At 51.4% G+C, this 20,654-nt stretch carries 18 protein-coding genes; 2 read left to right on the top strand and 16 right to left on the bottom strand.

Going from position 1 to position 20,654, the window contains the following annotated elements; translation table 11 throughout:
- Positions 1–62: 62 nt before the first annotated feature.
- The 12 genes from HJV72_RS08990 to HJV72_RS08935 form a co-directional block, all read right to left on the bottom strand.
- Entirely contained in the window at positions 63–1,223 is a 1,161-nt protein-coding gene (locus tag HJV72_RS08990) for a cysteine desulfurase family protein (protein ID WP_208070380.1), read from the bottom strand.
- A 43-nt stretch (positions 1,224–1,266) separates the two neighbouring features.
- Positions 1,267–2,004 carry a 16S rRNA (uracil(1498)-N(3))-methyltransferase gene (locus HJV72_RS08985; protein ID WP_208070379.1) on the bottom strand — a complete coding sequence of 246 codons (738 nt, stop codon included), beginning with the start codon at positions 2,002–2,004 and terminating at the stop codon, positions 1,267–1,269.
- 1 nt (position 2,005) lies between these two features.
- Positions 2,006–2,968, bottom strand: coding sequence for a 50S ribosomal protein L11 methyltransferase (gene prmA / locus HJV72_RS08980; protein WP_208070378.1), 963 nt, complete (start codon positions 2,966–2,968; stop codon positions 2,006–2,008).
- Positions 2,969–2,978: 10 nt separating this feature from the next.
- Entirely contained in the window at positions 2,979–3,545 is a 567-nt protein-coding gene (locus HJV72_RS08975; RefSeq protein WP_208070377.1) for a manganese efflux pump MntP, read from the bottom strand.
- Between the two features lie 329 nt (positions 3,546–3,874).
- Entirely contained in the window at positions 3,875–4,756 is an 882-nt protein-coding gene (locus tag HJV72_RS08970) for a glycoside hydrolase family 25 protein (RefSeq protein ID WP_243765594.1), read from the bottom strand.
- A complete protein-coding gene (locus HJV72_RS08965) occupies positions 4,749–6,815 on the bottom strand; it encodes a GGDEF/HDGYP domain-containing response regulator (protein ID WP_208070375.1) in 2,067 nt (688 codons plus the stop codon). The genes HJV72_RS08970 and HJV72_RS08965 overlap by 8 nt, the downstream gene beginning before the upstream one ends.
- Before the next feature lie 71 nt (positions 6,816–6,886).
- Positions 6,887–8,383: an AAA family ATPase gene (locus tag HJV72_RS08960; RefSeq protein WP_208070366.1), complete on the bottom strand. Its 1,497-nt coding sequence runs from the start codon at positions 8,381–8,383 to the stop codon at positions 6,887–6,889.
- Positions 8,380–9,693, bottom strand: coding sequence for a vWA domain-containing protein (locus HJV72_RS08955; protein ID WP_208070417.1), 1,314 nt, complete (start codon positions 9,691–9,693; stop codon positions 8,380–8,382). The genes HJV72_RS08960 and HJV72_RS08955 overlap by 4 nt, the downstream gene beginning before the upstream one ends.
- A 22-nt stretch (positions 9,694–9,715) precedes the next feature.
- Complete coding sequence (locus HJV72_RS08950) at positions 9,716–10,687, bottom strand: leucine-rich repeat protein (protein WP_208070365.1); 972 nt, start codon at positions 10,685–10,687, stop codon at positions 9,716–9,718.
- A gap of 123 nt (positions 10,688–10,810) precedes the next feature.
- Positions 10,811–11,626: an alpha/beta fold hydrolase gene (locus HJV72_RS08945; RefSeq protein WP_208070363.1), complete on the bottom strand. Its 816-nt coding sequence runs from the start codon at positions 11,624–11,626 to the stop codon at positions 10,811–10,813.
- Positions 11,627–11,699: 73 nt separating this feature from the next.
- A complete protein-coding gene (locus tag HJV72_RS08940) occupies positions 11,700–12,305 on the bottom strand; it encodes a YdcF family protein (protein WP_208070361.1) in 606 nt (201 codons plus the stop codon).
- Positions 12,292–13,083: a Cof-type HAD-IIB family hydrolase gene (locus tag HJV72_RS08935; RefSeq protein ID WP_208070359.1), complete on the bottom strand. Its 792-nt coding sequence runs from the start codon at positions 13,081–13,083 to the stop codon at positions 12,292–12,294. The genes HJV72_RS08940 and HJV72_RS08935 overlap by 14 nt, the downstream gene beginning before the upstream one ends.
- Positions 13,084–13,293: 210 nt before the next feature.
- On the opposite strand from HJV72_RS08935, the gene HJV72_RS08930 reads away from it, so the two are divergent.
- The gene (locus HJV72_RS08930) at positions 13,294–13,917 is read left to right on the top strand and encodes a DedA family protein (protein WP_208070358.1); all 624 of its coding nucleotides are present in this window, start codon (positions 13,294–13,296) and stop codon (positions 13,915–13,917) included.
- A gap of 43 nt (positions 13,918–13,960) precedes the next feature.
- Here HJV72_RS08930 and HJV72_RS08925 read toward each other — a convergent pair whose 3' ends face one another.
- Positions 13,961–14,545, bottom strand: coding sequence for a TetR/AcrR family transcriptional regulator (locus HJV72_RS08925; protein WP_243765593.1), 585 nt, complete (start codon positions 14,543–14,545; stop codon positions 13,961–13,963).
- Between the two features lie 185 nt (positions 14,546–14,730).
- Here HJV72_RS08925 and HJV72_RS08920 point away from each other — a divergent pair, with 185 nt between their 5' ends.
- A complete protein-coding gene (locus tag HJV72_RS08920; RefSeq protein ID WP_208070356.1) occupies positions 14,731–15,756 on the top strand; it encodes an NAD-dependent epimerase/dehydratase family protein in 1,026 nt (341 codons plus the stop codon).
- Here the strand turns inward: HJV72_RS08920 and HJV72_RS08915 are convergent.
- From HJV72_RS08915 to HJV72_RS08905, 3 genes are all read right to left on the bottom strand, one after another.
- The gene (locus HJV72_RS08915; protein WP_208070353.1) at positions 15,741–16,874 is read right to left on the bottom strand and encodes a glycosyl hydrolase family 18 protein; all 1,134 of its coding nucleotides are present in this window, start codon (positions 16,872–16,874) and stop codon (positions 15,741–15,743) included. The two genes, HJV72_RS08920 and HJV72_RS08915, sit on opposite strands and share 16 nt — an antisense overlap.
- Before the next feature lie 61 nt (positions 16,875–16,935).
- The gene (locus HJV72_RS08910; RefSeq protein ID WP_208070351.1) at positions 16,936–17,517 is read right to left on the bottom strand and encodes a helix-turn-helix domain-containing protein; all 582 of its coding nucleotides are present in this window, start codon (positions 17,515–17,517) and stop codon (positions 16,936–16,938) included.
- Positions 17,518–17,660: 143 nt separating this feature from the next.
- A complete protein-coding gene (locus HJV72_RS08905) occupies positions 17,661–20,654 on the bottom strand; it encodes a hybrid sensor histidine kinase/response regulator (protein WP_330618906.1) in 2,994 nt (997 codons plus the stop codon).

The following is a 20,654-nucleotide window of genomic DNA, read 5'->3' as shown; positions in this document are numbered from 1 at the left end:
TAAATTTCGAAAGGGGTCAGACCCCTGGCGCAGCAGGGGTCTGACCCCTTTCATATTTTTCGTTATTGTCTGATATATTTCCTCAGCATTGGTACTACATTATATAGTGTGTCCAGCGTATAGTCAATCTCTTCTTCTGTCGTGAACTCGGACATGCTGAATCTGAGCGTGGCATCCAGATATTCCTGTCCTGCCCCGATGCCTTTGAGCACCCCGCTGATTCCTGGGTGGTTGGAAGAGCATGCGGAACCGGATGACACGTATATCCCCTTTTCTTCCAGCGCGTGCAGCAGCACTTCGCTGCGGACTCCGGCAAACCCGACACTGATGATATGGGGAGCGGATGTCTCATCATATAGTCCGTGGATGGTCGTATTGTCAATCTTGCGGACCCCATCGATGAAATGTGCCTTCAGGTTCCGCATGGACGCCACTTTCCCAGCGAGATCCGTATAAATCGTCTCGGCAGCCAGCCCAAGGCCTGCTATTCCAGGCACATTCTCCGTTCCGGAGCGGATATTCTTCTGCTGCTCTCCGCCATATATGACCGGCTTTATCTTCACATGTTCCCCGACATAGAGCGCCCCGATTCCCTTCGGACCATGTATCTTGTGCCCGCTGATGGAACACATATCCACTTTCATGCGCTTCGGGTAGATACGGTACTTGCCGAAGCCCTGCACCGCGTCCACATGGAACAGTATGTTGCGGTTATACGCCTTGACGATGCTTGCAGCCTCATCAATCGGCTGCACGGATCCGACTTCGTTGTTGACATACATGACTGACACGAGAATTGTCTCATCGCACAAAGCTTCCTTCAGAGCATCCAGGCGGATTCTTCCATACTTGTCAACCGGCAGAAACGTCACCCGGAATCCTTCCTCTTCTTCAAGGAAACGCATTGTATTGATAATGGCCGGATGTTCTATGGATGAGGTAATCAGATGCTTCCCCGCCCGGCTGTTGGCTCTCGCGGCACCTATAAGCGCCAGGTTGTCGCTCTCCGTTCCGCCGGACGTGAAGAATATCTCCTTTTCCTGAACTTTCCACAGCTTCGCCAGTCTTTCCTTGGCCTGTTTTATATACTTCTCTGCCGCCACGCCTTTCGCATGCATGGAGGATGGATTGCCGTAGTCATCGCACATCACCTTGCGCACAAGGTCCCCCACGCATTCATAAGCTCTCGTAGTTGCAGAATTGTCCAAATATATTTCTCTCATAATTCCACTTCCTGCTTTTTATTCTCAATAATAGATTATGTCATTACCCCTCAAGATGGAACATAAGTACTGACAAAGTTGTTAACCCTGCCGTCTCTGTCCTTAAAATCCGCCTTCCGAGAGTAATCGGTCTGGCTCCCGCTTCTATAGCCGCCTCGACCTCTTCTCTCTCAAAACCGCCCTCCGGTCCAATGAACACACCGACGGACTGTCCTGGTACGATCGAGGCTATCGCCTTTTTCGTCTCCTGCATGTCCTCCGCAAGTTCATAAGGTATGAGCAATACGTCCAGGCCGGATGCCTGTAAAAGCGCCTCCTTGAAACCAGCTACCTGTGCAACCTTCGGTATATACCCCCGCCCGGCCTGCTTGGAAGCGCTCTCGGCAATGCTCTGCCACCGCTGCACCTTCTTCACGGCCTTCTTCTCATCCAGCTTCACTACGGAACGCTTTGTCACGACGGGCACGACCTCCGAGACGCCTAGCTCTACCGCCTTCTGAACGACCAGCTCCATCTTGTCCTGCTTCGGCAGCCCTTGGAACAGGCAGATTCTGGACGGCAGTTCCGTGTCTGCCGCCTGTTCTTCACATATGCGCAAGACAGCCTGTCCCTCCTCATACCGCTCCACGGTACATACGTACTTCCGGTTATCACCGTCGCTTACGGCTACCATCTCGCCCGGCTTCATACGCAGGACATTCTTCATATGGTTGACGTCCCTGCCCTCCACATAGATATCGCCGTCTCTGACCTGGGACGGCGTCACAAAAAAATGCTGCATCCTACTTCTCCCGACTCTTTCTCGCTGTGACAGATACCCACTCGCCCTGATGGTTGATTTCCAGCACGGCAAGCCCCGCGGCTTCCACGGCTTCAACCACTGCCGCTTCCTTCTCTTCGATAATTCCGCTCATGATATAGATTCCACCAGGCTTCAGATGCGGAAGGATAACCGGCGTGAGCGGAATGAGCACATCCGCCAGGATATTGGCCGCAGCGATATCGTACCGCCCATAGCCAACCTTCTCCTGTATCCGGCTGTCACCAATAATATTTCCAATCATGACTTCATACTGTTCTCTGCCGATTCCGTTCGCCTCCATATTCTCATGGGTGGCGTCGATGGCACATGGATCCAGATCCGTCCCTACTGAATACGCGGCACCGAACTTGAGCGCCAGCATCCCGAGGATGCCGCTTCCACAGCCCACATCCAGAATCTGCGTATCCGGCTCCACATATTTCCTGAGCTGTCTGATACATAGCTGCGTTGTTTCATGCATGCCTGTCCCGAACGCCGTACCCGGATCGATATGGATGACCAGTCTGCCGCTGTCCTTCTCCTCCACCTCTTCCCAAGACGGAATCACAAGGATGTCATCTATCGTAAACTGATGGAAATACTGCTTCCAGTTGTTCACCCAGTCTACATCCTCGGTCTGTGATTCCTCTATGATACAGGCTCCCACATCCACATAGCCTTTCATTTGTTCCAGTTCTTTTCGCACCTGTCCGAGGATCGTCCCCGCATCTTCTTCCTCATCGAGGTAGAAGGTCAGATACGCCGTCCCGTCATCTTCCGGAATATCCGGAAGGATATCCACAAACATCTGCTCCTTGTCCTCTTGCGTAAGCGGTATCCTGTCCTCAATCTGCACGCCCTGGATGCCCAGGTCTATCAGCATGCTGCTCACGATATCTTCCGCTTCGGTCGTCGTCTTTAAACGAAATCGATTCCACTTCATATACATTCTCCTATAATATTCCCAGATGAGACAGCAGGATTTTGAATCCCATAAGGATAAGGATTACCCCGCCTGCCAGCTCTGCCCTGGATTTATATTTCGTTCCGAATACATTGCCTATTTTAACACCTGCGACAGATATTGTAAATGTTATCAAGCCAATAAAACTCACTGCCGGTGCAATCGAGACATGGAGAAATGCAAATGTAACCCCGACGGCAAGCGCGTCGATGCTCGTCGCCACCGCCAGCACGAGCATCGTGCGCACATCAAGCGATTCATCTGCATCCTCGCAGCTGTCACACCCGCCGCGTGCTTCCCGCACCATATTCACTCCGATAATACCGAGCAGGATAAACGCAATCCAATGATCGACCGACGTTATGACATCTTTGAACTGGACCCCAAGCAAGTATCCCGCAAACGGCATGACCGCCTGGAACACTCCAAAATACAAACCGACGACGCCCGCCTTCGTCCACGTACATTTTTTCATGGCGAGACCCTTACAGACAGAGACTGCGAACGCATCCATCGAAAGCCCCACTGCGATAAAAAACAATTCATACAATGCCATCTTTTCTCTCTCCTTATTTTATCTTCAGTATCAGAATATAGAATGTGCCAAGGCACATTCTCGCGTCTCCGTCGGTCGCCTGCGACATCTTCAGCTTACGCCGGAGTACGCATTCCCCGGAGGGTTTTTGCTTTATAGGACGTAATTTACTATAAAGTAAAAAAAGACCCATCCGTGGCGTATCCACGGATAAGTCTCATTATTTAAAGTAATGCCAGATGTATCTCATCAGCATGTTGACAATACTACGCCAAGCGCCAACTACTCCCTTACCGATAGTTGATATTATACTGGCCGTACAAGGTCTTGTCAACAGAAAACGCCAACTGTTAATCATTCTCAAAATACACGTTCAAATCCACGCTGCCGTCTATCCCGGACACCTTCCCGGTCTCTGTGTACTGCCACATGGAAAACTCATACGGGCACTGGGGTACAGGTTCATAATCCGCATACCATTTGTCATAGTCCGCAAGCCGCTCCAGCTCCAGCGTGAAAGCCATCCATTTCATATTGGCATATATCATGCTGTCATAGCCTGCCTCTTCTATCCGGTCGCAGAATACGATACAGTTATCTGTAAATTGCCTCCTGTCCAGCCCGTCCGTCCGGGCCGTATCATCCTTTATCTCTTCCGTGTCAAACGCCACCGGATATGTAATGTCATACTCTCCAATCCGCCCCAGTACGAACTGCGCCTCCTCAAGCGCCTCTTCCCCGGATACTGCCTGGGAAAAGAAATAGACCCCCACATCAAGCCCTGCCCCGAGGGCACCGTCCATATGCGACCGGAACATCTTATCCTCCACAAGCTTTCCGGCACTGCCGTATCCCCGGTATCCGACCCTCACCATGGCAAATTCTATCCCCGCCGCGCTGACCTTGCTCCAATCCACCGGCTGCTGGAATTCAGAGACATCAATCCCGATTCTGGACGTCCTCGATCCATCCTTATCCGTATAATACTTGAAGCCGTCCTCTTCCTTCAGCCGTCCGTAATCATAGCTGCATAGCGGCAGACCTTCGATGCAGGCCGCCTCATACTCCGTGCCTTTTACATCGACAAACTTATAGGTGCTCCCGGCTGTGTCCTCCTGTACGGCGCCTTCCGTCTCCACGGAATTGCCGCTTCCTTGTCCGGAGCTGTCTGCGGAACAGCCAGATAGAAGCAGCACCGCTGCCAGCATGCCAAGGGCCTTAATCCTAGTCATCGATTTCATGATCCATCGGAGATATGACAGAGATGCAGCTCTCCATGGATTCGTCATAGAACTTAAACTGGTTCCTTCCCTCCTGCTTGGAAGAATATAGCGCCTGGTCGGCACATTGGAACAGCTTTTCATATGTAGTCCCGTCTTTTGGATATATGGCAACCCCCATGCTGATGGATATCTTGAAATTATAATAATAGTCCGCAAGTGAATTAAAGATACGGTTGACGATATAAGAAAAATCGTCCCTGTACCCGGCAAAAATGAGGAATTCATCCCCGCCGACTCTGGCCGCTATATCCTCGCTTCTGATATTCTGGAGTATCTTCTTGGCCACGAACTTCAGCACACGGTCTCCAAACAGATGCCCGTGCTGGTCGTTTGCATTCTTGAAAAAGTCGAGGTCGAACAGAATCAGGCCGTATTTGCAGTCCATATCTTCCTTCAGCATGGACGTAATTATCTTCTGGGCATTCGTGTGGTTATAAAGCGAAGTAAGCATATCCTGAGCTGCGGCCTGCTTCAGCATGTTCATCTCCAGCCGCTCCTCATGCACATCGATCATCTTGCCGATGGAGCCGCTGTAGATCTTCTTCTCTTCGTCGCTCCAAAGAGCGCGGGCAATCAGCTTGCACCAGCGCTCCCTGCCCTGGATGCGCAGCTGGTATATACCGCTGACGACAGGATGTGCCGGGGTGGCGCTTCTAAGATTCCGCTGAATCTCGCACAAATCTTCGTGGTCTATTATCTCGTCTATCATGGCATTTTCCATAGGATGCAGCGCTATCTCGTCTGTTCCGAGATAATTGGCACCCCATTCGGACAGCATGATCATATCTGTCTCCGCATTGAATTCAAATTGTATCTCCTGGGACATGGAGGCAAAGAACTGGTATTTTATCCGCTCCTGCTCCAGCAGGTTCAGCGTGCGGTCCGAAGCCGTAATCCCGCCTGCCTCCAGCAGTTCCGATGTGATATTCCTCATCTCATTGTGCATCGTCTTGCCGAGCGAACGCACCTTCAGCTCTCTGGATATATGATCCCCCTCTTCTATCAGGCATTCCAGCAGTATCGGGTTGAATGCGCCGCATTCCCCGTGCAAAATCATCTCCATTGCCTTCTCATGCGCATACGCAGGCTTATAGACACGTACGCTCGTAAGGGCATCGTACACGTCGGCGAGGGATACGACCTGGGCGGCTATCGGAATCTCTTCTCCCTTCAGTCCATCGGGATACCCTTTCCCGTCAAACCGTTCATGATGCCAGCGGCATATTTCATACGCCACCTTTACAAGCCCTTCATTCTGATGGTTGGGCACGCTTCTGAGCATCTCTGCACCGATGGCGGAATGCGTCTTCATAATCTCGAATTCTTCCTTCGTCAGCTTGCCGGGTTTGTTCAATATCTCTTCTGCAATGGATATCTTACCGATATCATGCAGAGCGGACGCATTCGTGATGAGGGCGATGGCCGCGCTGCTTAAGTTGTACTCCTCCGTATGGCGCACGAGCGCCCTGAGAAGTATCTCGGTAATAATACGGATATGCATGACGTGAAGCCCGCTCTCGCCGTTACGGAATTCGACAATCGTACTGAGAATCTCTACCATGAGATAGTTGTTCTTCTCTTTTTCCAGAATCTGATCCGTCACCATGCCCTGCAGCATCTTCTGCTTCGCATACAGCATAATCGTATTGCTGACCCTGCGCCGGACCGTCTTCACATCAAACGGCCTGCTTATATAGTCTGTCGCGCCAAGGTCATAGGCCTGGTCGATATAGGCTGACGACGTCTCCGCCGATATCATGATGACAGGAATATGCTCAATCCATTTCCCTTTATTCATCATCGCAAGCACTTCAAAGCCATCCATCACCGGCATCACGATATCCAGAAGAATGATTGCGATGTCATTATCATTTTTCTGCAGATACTGCACCGCTTCCAGGCCGTTCACTGCCTCCGCTATCTCATATTCGTCACCGAGCATATCCGACAGCAGCGACCTGTTCATCTCCGTATCATCTACTATTAATATTTTGTGTCTTTTGTCCATACCCCTACCTTGCCACATCAAATAGAATTCCAGTTACAGTTTCCTCTATCATATCACATTCCCGTTTATTTTCAAAGGTTAATCATATTCTCTTCCACTTCGTCCAGACGGCTCATGATATCCTCATGCTGCTCATCAAACAGAAGCCGTTTATTATACCGGTAATACTTGTCACAGCCATGTTCCTTCAGATACTGGATGCTGTAGTAATTCGTGTTAAGTTCTGCGATGAAAGCCACCATCTCCTGGCTGTCCCCGAAGGCATCCTCCATAAAATCAAAGGCATAATCCAGCGCCTTTCCGGCTCTTGCGGCCGCCTCTTCCCTCATGCCGGTCTCCTTTTGGAACTCTTCCTTCACCCTGCCAAATACTTCCTCCTGAGGCAGATGTCCTTTTCTGACCGTCTGTCCGTATGATTCCAGCGTATGGAGCACCTTTCTGTATATCTCCTCTTCCCGCCTGCCAAGCTGCTCTGCCTTTCTGAGCCTGTCATGCTCTTCTTGGGCGGCGGCAGTGACGGCCGCAAGCGTGTCTCCCTCTTTCATCCTGAGCAGATAGCCGTGCAGGAGCGTCACATACCGGTCCGCCATGACATAGTCCCGGAACAGTTCCCCAAGCTTACCTGTGAGGATGCCGACGACACTGAGGCGTTCGTCAAAAGGAGCGTACCTGAGCTGCTCCAGCACATCTTTGCCATACTGCCCGTCAAGCACTCTCTGGAGTCCGTAATCTTTCTTATACTTTTCAAACAATTCCAGATAGTTCGCAAAGTCTTTGGCTATCTTCCAGTGCTGGATATACTGGTATATCACTTCCCTGTCCGCTTTTTTCCCAATCACGTCATACGTCTTGATCAGCTGGGACAGATCTTCCCATCCTCTTGCGGTGGCAAACATCTTGCCGTCCACCGTCGTCTCTATCTTGTAGAAATGCTCCTTTTTCAATTCCAGATACGCGAGGACCGCCGGATGAATCTCAGCCGTATAGGCATACTCTTTCCAGACTTCAAAGTTCTCCTCCACATCGATCTTCTTGATCCGGTCCAGCGTGACCACGTCAAAGTCTCTGACCGACTTGTTGTATTCCGGCGGATTCCCCGCCGCCACGATGATCCATCCTTCCGGCACCTTCTGGTTGCCGAACATCTTGCACTGGAGAAACTGGAGCATCGTCGGCGCCAATGTCTCAGACACGCAGTTTATCTCGTCGATGAACAGGACGCCTTCGTGCATTCCCGTCTGCTCGATCTTGTCATACACCGCAGATATGATTTCGCTCATCGTATACTCGGTCACAGAGTATTTCCTGCCCCCGTACTCTTTTTCCTGGATGAAAGGAAGGCCAATCGCGCTCTGCCTCGTGTGATGCGTAATCGTATAGGCGACAAGCCCGATACCACATTCTCTTGCAATCTGTTCCATAATCTGCGTCTTGCCGATACCCGGCGGTCCCATGAGCAGTATCGGCCTCTGCCGGATAGCAGGTATCATATACTCGCCGAAATCATCCTTTTTCAGATAGGCCTCTATCGAATCTTTGATCTCTCTTTTCGCACGTTTTATATTCATTTGCTGTCTCCTTCTATGTCTTCCCGTGCCAGTACAAGCTTCATCGCCCACGGCGGCACGTCTGTGTCTTCATAATCCTCGCTGAAAAATACAAAAGCAGTCTCATATGGCGGCATCTTCGACGGATACGTCCCTCTGCCGTCTGTAAAGTACAAAAGCCCTCTCAGACGGCTGAACGCCTGCTCCTTCAATAGCTGGTCCACATAAGTGAACGCCGGCCTGAAGTCCGTCCCTCCCTCACCGTACAGGGTCAGATTGTCCATATAACGCTTAAGCTCTTCCTCCTTCGTTATCCGCTCATCTGTCTGCACCGTGTCATCACACTGGATGATATGGATGTTTACTTTGCGGAAGAAGCTTTCACTCTCGCTGAGCACTGCGTATGTCTCTTCCAGGAACTTCTTCACCAGCTCCCCGGAACACGACATCGACGTGTCAATGACAATCACGAACTCTTCCACCTTCTGTACTTCGCGCCATTCCTGCGGCTCTATGAGCGGCATGTTGCCGTACAGCTCAAGTCCGTATGTGTAGAACACATAATCAAATGAATCCGGATCCACCGCCATCTCTTCCTTCAGAACAGAAAATTTGCGCAAGAACTGGCGGTAGTCGGCCCGCTGGCGGTTCTCCACCTTCACCTGGTCTATGAGATGTCCGGATTCTGCCGAAGCCTCTTTAGAGAACGTCTCCATATCTGTCTCCATCTGTTCGCTGATATCCTGCCACTTGTTCTGTATCTCCTGCTGTTGCTTCTTGTCCTCCTCGTCCGGCCAGCGGCTGTGGCTGTCAATCCTGAACTCTTCTTCCAGCCTCAGAAGCTCCCTCCCGTCCATTTCCCGCTCTGTCAGGACACTGTACACTTTCTCGGCCGTCAGCACCTTCATCTTTGCTTCCAGCCTCCGGTATACCTCTCTGCGCAGGACGGAACGCCTTCTTAAGATACAGCGGTGCCGCATTCCATCTATAATATACTCTGTCACGATGTCGCATGCAAGGTTATAATATCTGGAATCCCTTCCTTTTCTTCCAGTCATATGCCGGAAGATGCAGTGCAGCACCATGTGAAGGTAGATACGGTTGACGAGTATCCTCTCTTCCCTGTACATGCCTCCCAGAAAACGGGGATTGAAATATATCGCGAATCCGTCTGTACCCGTAGTCTCAATATTATCGTCCATGATATAGGAAAAGCTGCTGAGGGCCACGTCGAGAAAACGCATCTTCATATACAGCTCGTTTCTGGACGTAAAGAGAATCTGACGTCCCACGTTCTCGAGCTGTTCTGTAATCTTCTGCCTGTCATCCATATTGCCTGTCCCCTCTTTCCTGCTATAATTCAAACCGCTTTCTCTTACCAGCCGGCAGCTTCTGCCTGACGTCCATCAGCACACCGACCAGCTCCGTCCGCCCAAGCCGCGACGCTATCGTGACAGCTTCCTCAAGCGCCCCGGATGTCCAGCAGCCTTCCTGAGACAGGAACCTGATCTCATCGAACGCTTCGTGCTCTGCCACATATCTTCCCACTGCCTCCATATGCCCCCTGAGATAGCACAAGTATAAAGCTCTGGCCGCCACCGACAGCCGGTAAGGATACATGAGCCTGCCGAAGGCAAGTTCAACTACCGTCTCTTCTTTTTCCTCCGCGACTGCATAAGGAAGAACCTCGTCATATTTCTTATAATCCACCTCATGGCTGTAAAAGCATTGCCTGTAATATCCGCCGGATCCGTGATGGTGCGTCACCAGCAGCCTTGCCGGCGTATTCTCGACCGCTTCCTCATAATGCTCCGGAAAGAGCAGCCGGGCCACCTGTACCTTATTGTCCGCTCCATGATGATGCAGTACCGCACGCACAGTATAGCGGATCTCATCCACGACAGACTTAAGGGCAGACTTCTCTCCCCTGTAAAAATGGATCTCCACTTCGCCGAGACGGCATCCGGTAAATGCTCCCCCGCCAATCTCGAGCAGGCTGTCGGAGAGTATGAGCTTCTTCAGATTCCTGCACCGGTAAAATGCATACCTGCCAATCTCGCGGACTTGTCCAGGAAGGCGTATCTCTTCCACCTCTTCCGCGCAGATTCTGTGCCGTTCACTGAGATACCCGGCCTCGGGGCTTAAATATACGCTGTCCTCCTGCGATTCGGCCACGGAAAACGCGTAAGGCCCAATCCCGTATACCGCGTGGCCTTCTATCTCATCGGGAATATATAATTTTCCGTCTATGCCATAACAGCCCGTCAGCACCACCCTATCTCTGTCTTTCTTATAGTGGATCTCCGGGCACAGCTGTTCTCCCATAATTTCCTCCTCTTATCTGCGGCCTGTCCAGGAATGCCCTGCTTTGAACCGGGCAAATACGGACAGGATGCAGCCATGCCGACCCATAAAATGAATCCTCACCGCTGCATGCTGTCCGCCTGTCTAAAGCTTTCCTACTTCTTTTATAAATATACAGTTAAATTCCTCCAGCTGGTCATACACGATTCCGTGCCCGCTCTGATCAAGCTGATAAAGCTTAGATCCTTCGATGCACCTATGCTGTATTTTCACAAGATCGTTGGATACGACCGTGTCTTTCGTCCCATGGATAATCGTTGTCGGTACCCGCACCGCGTCAAGGTCTTTTCTGCCGTCTTCATCCCGGAGGGAATATGCCGTCTCAATCGTGGCGATGCCGGACGCGGACAGCGCGATGAGCTCGAACCAGTCCTTTACCGCCTCGCTCTGGCAGCTTGCAAAGAGCTGCTCATGGCTGAAATTTCTCGCCAGCTGCGGACGGTCTGTCTTGGCCATGCATATGAGCCCGTCTACATATTCTTTCGTCAGTCCATACGGGAAACCGGCCCTTCTCGTCCAGCACGGCGCTGCCGCCGCAAGAAGCATCAGCTTCTTCACGCCGTAAGAACGGTAATTCTTCATATAACGCAGTACGATGGCGCCACCCATGGAAAAGCCGGTCAATACGAAACGATAAAGCTTAAGCGCCCGGACAACCCTGTACACATCATCTGCAAGCGTGTCGTAGTCATAACCGCATGCCGGGGAGTCCGAATTTCCAAAGCCTCTGATATCCATGAGCACCACTCTGTAGTTATTCTGTACAAGAAGCGGAATCTGATACTCATACATCTCGTGGGATAACGGCCAGCCGTGCAGTAAGAATACGGTCTCCGTACATTCCGGATTATATACATACACGGCCAGCTTCACCCCGTCCTTCGCTTTCACGTAAAACATTTAGAATCCTCGAAACTGTCTTTTACATCAATATATGTCAATCCGCATCCCGCCGTGCACGGATGCCTCCTCTTTACCAGTACCCTCTGAACAGGTTGCTGTACATATTCCACCATGTCTTCATATAGAGCAAGGCTCTACACAGCCACGTCTGTTTTGCAGGGTTATCCGCTTCGCACATGACATAGTTAAGATGGAACTTTCTCGCATAATGATCCGCTTTCCTCAGATGCCATCTACTCGTCACGACGATGCAGTCCTTAAGGCCATGCTTATCCATGACCTCTTTGGAATACATCATATTATGATAGGTGCTTACAGACTGCGCCTCCGTATACAGGACGTCCTGCGCGGCTCCCAGCTCAAGCGCGTACTTTTTCATGACCTCCGCCTCTACGTGGGAATTGGCCACTGCTCCCCCGCTCAGAAGGAGGCAGGCCGCCTTCCCTTCCCGCAGCAAATACACGCCCTTTTCCACTCTTGACTTCATGACCGGGGAAGGGGATCCGTCCTCTTCCGCGTAATAGCCGCACACGATTGCACAGTCATAGGTATCCTTTTTCCATCTTTTATCCGGCCTGCGGAACACCATGCAGAATACAAGTACGTTCAAAAGCAAAAAGCCGAACGCTGCATGCATGAGTATCTTCGTCCGCATCCGCACATCATATAAGTCCATAATGCTCCATAGCGCTGCTGATTCCGCCCTCTTCCACTTTTCCTGTGACATGCTCCGTATACGGCTCCAGAACGGCATCGTGCACCTCCATAGCCACCGCGTGGTCTGCAAATTCGAACATGGACAGGTCATTGCTGCTGTCGCCGAACACGTATACCTGATCCTTTTCAAGCCCAAGGCGTTCCATGATAACCTGTATGCCTGTCGCTTTGCTGTATCTCTTCTGCACACACTCGTAGATGCCCTGCCCACGGTCTATCGCCTCCATATCCGCACTTATAAAGTCCAGAAACGCCTGCTTATCGCTCCGGCTGTCCGTATACACAAGCAGCTTGTCATATATAAAGTTCTTTTCCTCCATGGCGCACTCGACGCCAAGGCCTTCAAGAGCAAAGTATCTCCGCATGCTCTCTATCTGCTCGAAACGAGATATCCTGTTGGAGAAGTAGACGTCTTCCGTCCCTTCGCACAGGCCCTCCAGATTGCATCTCTTTATACAGTCGATGATCTCGATTCCCCTGTCTTTTGGAATATGATTTTCAAGAAGCACCTCATCTTGATACAATATGTAAGTGCCGCATCCGCACAGATATCCGTCCAGCTGCATCCGGACCGTCTCCGGCGGCAGGCTCCCGTATGTCCTGCCTGTATTGATAAAGGCAAGATGCCCGTTCTTCCTCGCAGCGCCAAGTGCGTCCAGCGTGCTCTCAGGTATCTCCCTTGTCTTCTCGCTCAGCAAAGTTCCGTCGATATCAAAAAATAATGCGGCCTGTCTCATCCTTGCACCTCTCTCTTCGTTCACCTAAATATTATACTTTTATTACCCTGGCTGGACATCAGCAGTCCAACAAGTATATAGTATCATCCTCCTGCGGGAATGTCACGGTGCTTTTTGCCGTCCGGACCTTCCATGTCAAAAGAAATTGTCATTGTCCTTGCTTCCCTTATCATATATATGGGATAGATTAATCAATGGCAGGTCAATTATATGCAGGAATTTGTTATACAGGTCATGAATCAGTTTGGTTACCTAGGCATCTGTTTTCTCATCATCGTAGAAAATATATTTCCACCGATTCCCTCTGAAGTCATCCTCTTCTTTGGCGGATTTATGACTACCTGCACGGATATGACCATCCCGGGAGTCGTACTGTTCTCCACCCTCGGTTCTACCACCGGGGCAATGATACTGTACGAAGCCGGATGTCTGCTCACACCTCCGAGGCTGGAGGCGCTGCTTCGTACAAAGGCTCTCAAGAGGCTTGGCTTTGAAAAGAAAGACGTGGAAAAGACAACCGGCTGGTTTGAAAAGCATGGGCAGAAGGCCATATTGTTCGGAAGATGCGTGCCGATCATACGGAGCCTTATATCCGTTCCCGCAGGCATGGCAGGTATAAAGCTGCCGCTCTTCCTCCTCTATACGGTAGTCGGAAGCACCGTCTGGAACATATTCCTCGTATCGCTCGGCGCCTTTATGGGCTCCTCCTGGAATACGATCTCGTCATACCTGAAGGCCTATTCGAACCTGACCCGCATCCTTCTCTTGCTGGTGGGGGCAGTGCTGTGCTGGCGCTATCTTCGCAAAGCTTCCCGGAGAAAAAATGAAAAGTAATACAGACAGCAGCCAGGGAGGCTGGCCGGCGTAATACTGCCGGCTAGCCTCCCTGATTCTTCAGACATCCGATCCCGAACATCATGATATCCTCTGTCAAGGCCGCGATATCCCGGGCGCTGCCAGCCATTCCTTCTGCCAGCCACTTTTCCAGCACACCGATGCACCCCGCGCTGACGAACGCATAGAAATACTCTATCTGCCTGGGCGTCGCTTCCTCAAAATAACGGGTGTACGTCTCCACACACTTCTCCTGCCCCATCTGGATCAGACGGGCAGCAAATTCTTTATCTCCATAAGGTCCAAGCGTCACCGTACATATATCCGCGTTGTCCTTCAGACACTGGAACACCCCTGTCGTAATATAGAGCGGCGTCAGCTCTCCGCTGCCGGTGCTCAGAAGCGGTTCCAGCGCCTTTCTGAAATCTGCCGTCATCTCATCTTCCATCTTCTCAAGCAGATCATATATATCCGTGTAGTGGGCATAGAACGTGCCTCTGTTGATACCGGCTTTCAGGCACAGCTCCTTCACCGTGATGCTCTGGATGGGCTTCTCCCCGAGAAGAGCCGTAAATGCTTTACGGATAAGCATCCTCGTGACTTTAACGCGGTAATCGTTCCTGCTCAATCTGGTGTCCCCTTTTCCCTGTACTTTCCTGGAATCTGTCCAATATCAGACACAGCTGGCCACATATGTCCGGTTACACGTCATCCGGGCCAAAGCTGTCGATTGTCTGTAACTATGTAATATATTATAATACATATATGAAAGATAATCAACACCGTGTCTATATTTCCAAGGAGGTGTCCCACATGAAAAAAGTCTATATCATAACCGGCGCCAACGGCCATCTCGGCAGGGCCATCATACGTCTGCTGCTTAAAACCGATTCTGAAATCAGAGGCCTCGTCTTGCCCGGAGACACGGAGCGGCTGTTTGATAACGTCTGCTATACGACAGGAGATGTCACAGATGCAGAAAGTCTTATCCCGCTGTTTAAGAATACCGCCGGTGCAGAAGTATTCGTCATCCATGCAGCCGGCATCGTCGACATATCGTGGGAACTTGTGGAAAAGGTGTATAGGGTGAACGTCAAGGGCACAGAAAATATCATCTCCCTCTGCATGGAATATAAGGTAAGAAGGCTCCTCTATGTAAGCTCCGTCCATGCGATACCGGAAAAGGACAGTCCGGACGTGCTCCGGGAAGTGGCCCGGTTCTCGCCGGAAGAGGTACGCGGCGGGTATGCCCGTTCTAAGGCAGAGGCGTCGCAGAAAGTCCTAAGCGCGGCAGAAAAAGGGCTGGACACTGTTATCGTCCATCCCTCAGGCATACTTGGTCCCGACGCCCTCTCCGGCAGCTATCTCATGCAGCTTGTGGAAGACTACCTGGACGGCCTGCTTCCTGCATGCGTCAGAGGTGGATATGATTTTGTAGACGTGCGGGATGTGGCAGAAGGATGCCTGCTTGCACTGGAAAAAGGAGGAGCAGGGGAATGCTACATACTGTCCAACCGACACTATGAAATATGTGATATCATACGTATCCTGCGGGAGACAGCAGGCGGACGCCGCCTTCCCGTCCTGCCCATATGGATGGCAAGAGCAGTCTGCCCGGCCATAGGACGATGGTTCCGTATGAAGCACAGGCGCCCTCTGTATACGAGGTACTCTCTTTATACCTTGCAGAGCAATGACCGCTTTTCCCACGATAAGGCAACCGCCTGCCTCGGATATATGCCGCGGGATATCCGCTCTACCCTTGAGGATACTGTCTGCTGGCTTCGGAACAAGGAATACCTGTCATCTGAACAGGAAAGTCCTTATTTCAGTATATAGAAATTATCCCGCAGCAGAAGCCAGTTGGCCCTGAACCACTGCATAATCTGCCAGTAGCCGCATCCGCGCAGTCCGAATTCCGTTATCAGGCCGAACTTGGCCTGGAGGCTTCTCACATCTTCGAACCAGACCTCATGCTCCGTGCCATTCTCCACATAGTTAAAGTATGGGCTCCGGGCGCTCTCGTCAAACTCAATGGGGACTCCTTTTGCTATGGCGAGCTGGACGGCCTGCACGTTCCCAATCGTTTGAGCCCGTGTCACTCCCCTTTCATACGGAAGGGACCAGTCATACCCATAGTTGGGAATCCCAAGATTGATCTTAGAGGCAGAGATCTCCGTCACCGCATATTCCACTACGTCCCGCACCTGTGGCAGCGGCGCGACCGCCATCGGAGGCCCATAAGTGTATCCCCACTCATAAGTCATGAGAAGCACATGGTCTGCAGCCTCACCCAGAGCCCGGTAGTCTTTGCCTTCATATAGAAGGCCTCTCTGTTCTGCCGACGACTTCGGCGCCAGTGCGATAGAAAGCCAGTAGCCGGCAGCACGCATGGCTTCCGCGGCCTTCCAGACGAACGCTGTAAAAGCGTTACGGTCATCCGGCAGTATATATTCAAAATCAATATCAAGGCCTCTGTATCCTTTCTCTCTCATGGTCTCAAGGAGGTTAGAAATAAGGGCGTCTGCTGCATACTCGTTGTACACGACTGCACTGATGAGGCTGTTGTTGAAGCGGCCGTCCGGTCCGAGCGGGGTCAGTGTCAGGACTGCTTCTGTCCCATACCTCTCCGCCTCCTGTATCATCCACCTCTCATCCAGAAGCGGGGGGACAAGTTCCCCGTCTGCCGTAAATCCATAGGAAAATATCGGCAGTTCGGACAAAAACGGCAAGGTCTGCTGAAGGACCCATCTGCTGATAAACGGATACGCATATCCGCTCACATATATGCTCCTTCGCGGACTCCTTGCCCCCGTCTGGATGAGCAGCGCCTGCCCGATGGCAAGCCGGTACGGGTATATGATCTGATTGTCATATATGAGCCGCCAGACATCCACGCCGTACGCCGCCGCGATACTGTCAACATCGTCTCCTTCCATTACTACATATATCTCCATATCGTCCTCTATATAACTGTCTGTTGCTTCTAGTATATGCACAGCTTACATGAAGCTTGCGCTACACTTTCTTCCTGTACAGGCCATGCCTGTTGCAGCAGGCATAGAGATAACCGTGTCCCCGTCTTGTAAACCGGGCCTGCGCACTCTGTTCCGGATACAGCTTGACAAACTGTACATGATTCTCGGTAACGTAAGCGAGAAAAGAGATAAAATGTGTCTTGCTCATCTCATGTTCTATGGTAATATAATAATCCCCGTCGGCCAGCTCCACCTGCATCGCATGCCCTTCGTCATCCCCTTCCGTCTCCAGCTGTGGCAGCAGGATACCGCAGCAGCTGTAAGAACCGTTTCCTGTTGCCTGTATCACATTGCCGCAGAGAGGGCATACGTAGAAAGATACTTTCTTCATATTCCCGGAGCGGTTCCTGTTCTCGGCGTATTCCCCGTTCAGCAGCTCTGCCAGGGATACGCCAAGCGATGCGGCAAGCTCTGTAATGATGCCGGCATCAGGCAGACCTTTTCCAGTCTCCCATTTAGAAATCGTCTTGTCGCTGACACATACAAGCTGCGCCAGCTGCTTCTGCGTATATCCTTTTCTTTCTCTTAATTCTCTTATTGTATTTCCTGTTACATAACCCATGCTGTTCTCCTCTTTCTATCTGTAGATAATATCATGTGACATACTTATCATATCCCCTGGCACAGGATCCATCAACCTACGGAACGTAGAGATGCCGCCACGATAAGCACTATCATGGCGGCATCTTCTAATTGTCAATCATATCAATGGGTCAGCTGATACATGATATGCAGCAGCCGGTTGATTTCCAGCGGCTTTGTCACATGTTCGTCCATACCGGCCTGCTTTGCCCTGTATGCATCATCGACAAATGCGTTGGCCGTAAGGGCTATGATAGGAATGTCGGCAGCATCCGGCCTCTCTCCTGCATCTCCCAGGCTTCGCACCGCCCGGGCGGCGCTGTATCCGTCCATGACCGGCATCTGGATATCCATCAGGATGAGGGTATACGTTCCGGGAGGCTTTGCAAGGAACATTTCCACGGCTTCCTTTCCATTGTCCGCACAGTCTGTCTCTATGCCATTCATAGACAGCAGGTCCACGACAATCTCCTGGTTGAGGTGATTGTCTTCTGCCAGAAGTATACGTGTGCCGGGCGCAAATTCATATCCCGCGTAGGTTCTCCCGTCCTCCCTGGCGGCTTCCGCCATGCTTTCATCCTGTACAAGCTTCAGATATACCGTGATGACAAACTTTGTCCCTTCATTCAGCCGGCTGTCTACCTGAATCGTACCATTCATCATCTGTACGAGATTAAGGGTTATAGACAGGCCGAGGCCAGTTCCCTGTATCTGGCTGACACGTTCATCCTCCGCCCGCTCAAATGGCAGGAACAGCTTGTCAAGAAATTCCGGGGACATACCGATTCCGTCATCTTCCACGACAAACTCGAAGCATCCCACCCCGCTTCCTCCGGACAGCTTCTCTTCAAGGGCAACCGTGATATGTCCGCCTTCCGGCGTATATTTCACGGCATTGGAAAGCAGATTGATCAGTATCTGTTTCAAACGGACGGTGTCTCCGAACACGGCTTCGTGCTTTCCTTCCTTTCTCACGACCTGATAATGCTGATTCTTCTGCTCCACATCCGGCCGGATAATGTCCGATACTTCCTTCAGAAAACGGTCCAGCACGATGACATCTTCGCTGAGGCTCATATTCCCGGACTCTATCTTGGACATATCCAGCACCTCGTTAATCAGGCCGAGAAGATGCCTGCCGGAAAGGTCGATCTTAGACATGCAGTCTTTTATTCTTTCATCATTGCCAAGGCTGTTTCGGGCAATTGCCGCCATCCCCATAATCGCGTTCATCGGCGTCCGTATGTCATGACTCATCCTGGACAGGAACTCCGATTTCGCCTTGTCTGCACGGTTCACAGAAGCATACGCTTCCTCAAGCGCACGCTTGGCCTTTTTCTCTTCTTCGTAGTGTTCCAGCTCTTTCTGCTTTTCCGAACTGATATTGCGGAATGCGAATATAGCAGTATCCATGCCACCTTTGCCTGCAGCCGTCAGATGGACTTCCATCCGGAACCAGCAGGCAGACTTTCTATGCCTGAACTCCACTTCCAGATGCCCCGAATGTCCGGCAAGACTCCTGAAGATGCTCTCCCGGTCACAGAGGCCGGCAACTTTCTCCCGGTCAGCCTCATCGACATCTCTTATTATATAGCTGCACAAGGCACCTGAATAGCTGCCGCTGCGGGGAAGGCCGCCCCCTTTGTCCGCCTCGGGCAGACGTACGGCGTAGTAGCTGTCTTCCTGCAGATTCACATAGAAGATGCAGACATACACATCATTGATCGCCTGAAGCGCCGACTGGTTCATCTGCAGACGTTCGCTGCTCTCCGACAGCTTCGACTTCATCTTATGTATATTATGCAGCGCGCCCACGACCCGGAGCGGCCTTTCATCTTCCCTCATCAGCCTGCTGTTCACCCGGTGCCAGACGAATTCCCCCGGCAGGCCTTCCGGTGTAGTACAGCGCACCTCAAACACTTCCGTGCGGCCGTTGCATATGTTATCGACAACTGTTGCGACATCGTCCGGGTGTACAATCTCGTGTCTCTTAAGAACCTTTGAATAATCCTTTATCTCATTGCGCAGGACTCCCCGTCCGGTTCTGGGCTCGTAGCTGATGAACGTATCCGAGTCCATCAGGTATTCAAACATGATGGCAGAACTGGCCTCCATGGCCAGCCGGTACATCTCATGTTCCCGGTCCAGCCTCTGCTGCAGAATCTTACGCTGCGTGGCATCAACCATCGTGCGCTGAAGGATATCCTCTCCTTCCGGCGTCACTCCGACAATCATGCTTGTTGCGTCCATCCAGTGGACAGAGCCGTCCCTCCACCGCACGCGGTATTCACAGTCCCGGCGGTCTCCCACCCTCTCGAGCATATTGTATGCATTCTCCAGAATTTTCCTGTCTTCTTCTACCACCGCTCCCATCATGCCGTCATGCCAGTCATCTTTACCGGCCTCCATACTTTCATATCCCATAAGCGCTATGACTGCTCTGTTCAGAGAGATAAGGCGGAAGCTTCTGTCCCGGGACCTGACAAACCGTATGATTCCACACGGCACCGTTGCGTAGATGCTTGATAGAAGATTCGTCTGCTCTCTCAGGCGCTGCGCGTCCACCTCAGACCGGGTTATATCAAGATACAGGCTGTTTACCATCCATCTGCCATCTGCATCCTTCGATTTCTTTCCGCTGTCCATCACCCATTTGAGGCTTCCGTCCTTGCAGCGCACCCTGTACTTGGTAGAATATGTCAAGCCGCCGTCCTTAAATGCCTCCGCACAGTCCGCCAATGCTTTCGGAAGATCCGGAGGGTACACATTACCCACAGCGGATCCACCCGTCGCTTCCATAAATTCATCTATCGTATATCCGAATAACGCAGCCGCCTCCTTGCTTACAAATGCAAAGGAATAGGTATCATCGTCATTGCTGATTTTAAGTCCGCCCGCGATAGAGGACATGATTACCTCAAGCTGGCGGTTTCTCTGCCTGATCTCTTCTTCAAGGCTGGATAACTGTTCCTGGATGTACGCATAAGACTGCTTTTTGATTTTATCCGGAAACTTATCATCGCCTACCATCTCCTGGTACGGATTCGAACAATCACTATGGGCACATTCCAGTCCCTCTTCCATACGTCGCCCGCTTAATCTGTCTTCTCGTTTCAC

The organism is Extibacter sp. GGCC_0201, assembly GCF_017566055.1.
Taxonomy (GTDB): domain Bacteria; phylum Bacillota; class Clostridia; order Lachnospirales; family Lachnospiraceae; genus Extibacter.
The sequence above is the reverse complement of the archived record's forward strand: the minus strand, read 5'-3'. Positions and strand labels throughout refer to the sequence as shown.

What these genes read in the sequence shown, in the direction of transcription:
- HJV72_RS08990 (WP_208070380.1), bottom strand. Translation starts at nt 1,223, where the DNA reads ATGAGAGAAATATATTTGGACAATTCTGCAACTACGAGAGCTTATGAA.
- HJV72_RS08985 (WP_208070379.1), bottom strand. Translation starts at nt 2,004, where the DNA reads ATGCAGCATTTTTTTGTGACGCCGTCCCAGGTCAGAGACGGCGATATC.
- prmA (WP_208070378.1), bottom strand. Translation starts at nt 2,968, where the DNA reads ATGAAGTGGAATCGATTTCGTTTAAAGACGACGACCGAAGCGGAAGAT.
- HJV72_RS08975 (WP_208070377.1), bottom strand. Translation starts at nt 3,545, where the DNA reads ATGGCATTGTATGAATTGTTTTTTATCGCAGTGGGGCTTTCGATGGAT.
- HJV72_RS08970 (WP_243765594.1), bottom strand. Translation starts at nt 4,756, where the DNA reads ATGACTAGGATTAAGGCCCTTGGCATGCTGGCAGCGGTGCTGCTTCTA.
- HJV72_RS08965 (WP_208070375.1), bottom strand. Translation starts at nt 6,815, where the DNA reads ATGGACAAAAGACACAAAATATTAATAGTAGATGATACGGAGATGAAC.
- HJV72_RS08960 (WP_208070366.1), bottom strand. Translation starts at nt 8,383, where the DNA reads ATGAATATAAAACGTGCGAAAAGAGAGATCAAAGATTCGATAGAGGCC.
- HJV72_RS08955 (WP_208070417.1), bottom strand. Translation starts at nt 9,693, where the DNA reads ATGGATGACAGGCAGAAGATTACAGAACAGCTCGAGAACGTGGGACGT.
- HJV72_RS08950 (WP_208070365.1), bottom strand. Translation starts at nt 10,687, where the DNA reads ATGGGAGAACAGCTGTGCCCGGAGATCCACTATAAGAAAGACAGAGAT.
- HJV72_RS08945 (WP_208070363.1), bottom strand. Translation starts at nt 11,626, where the DNA reads ATGTTTTACGTGAAAGCGAAGGACGGGGTGAAGCTGGCCGTGTATGTA.
- HJV72_RS08940 (WP_208070361.1), bottom strand. Translation starts at nt 12,305, where the DNA reads ATGGACTTATATGATGTGCGGATGCGGACGAAGATACTCATGCATGCA.
- HJV72_RS08935 (WP_208070359.1), bottom strand. Translation starts at nt 13,083, where the DNA reads ATGAGACAGGCCGCATTATTTTTTGATATCGACGGAACTTTGCTGAGC.
- HJV72_RS08930 (WP_208070358.1), top strand. Translation starts at nt 13,294, where the DNA reads ATGCAGGAATTTGTTATACAGGTCATGAATCAGTTTGGTTACCTAGGC.
- HJV72_RS08920 (WP_208070356.1), top strand. Translation starts at nt 14,731, where the DNA reads ATGAAAAAAGTCTATATCATAACCGGCGCCAACGGCCATCTCGGCAGG.
- HJV72_RS08915 (WP_208070353.1), bottom strand. Translation starts at nt 16,874, where the DNA reads ATGGAGATATATGTAGTAATGGAAGGAGACGATGTTGACAGTATCGCG.
- HJV72_RS08910 (WP_208070351.1), bottom strand. Translation starts at nt 17,517, where the DNA reads ATGGGTTATGTAACAGGAAATACAATAAGAGAATTAAGAGAAAGAAAA.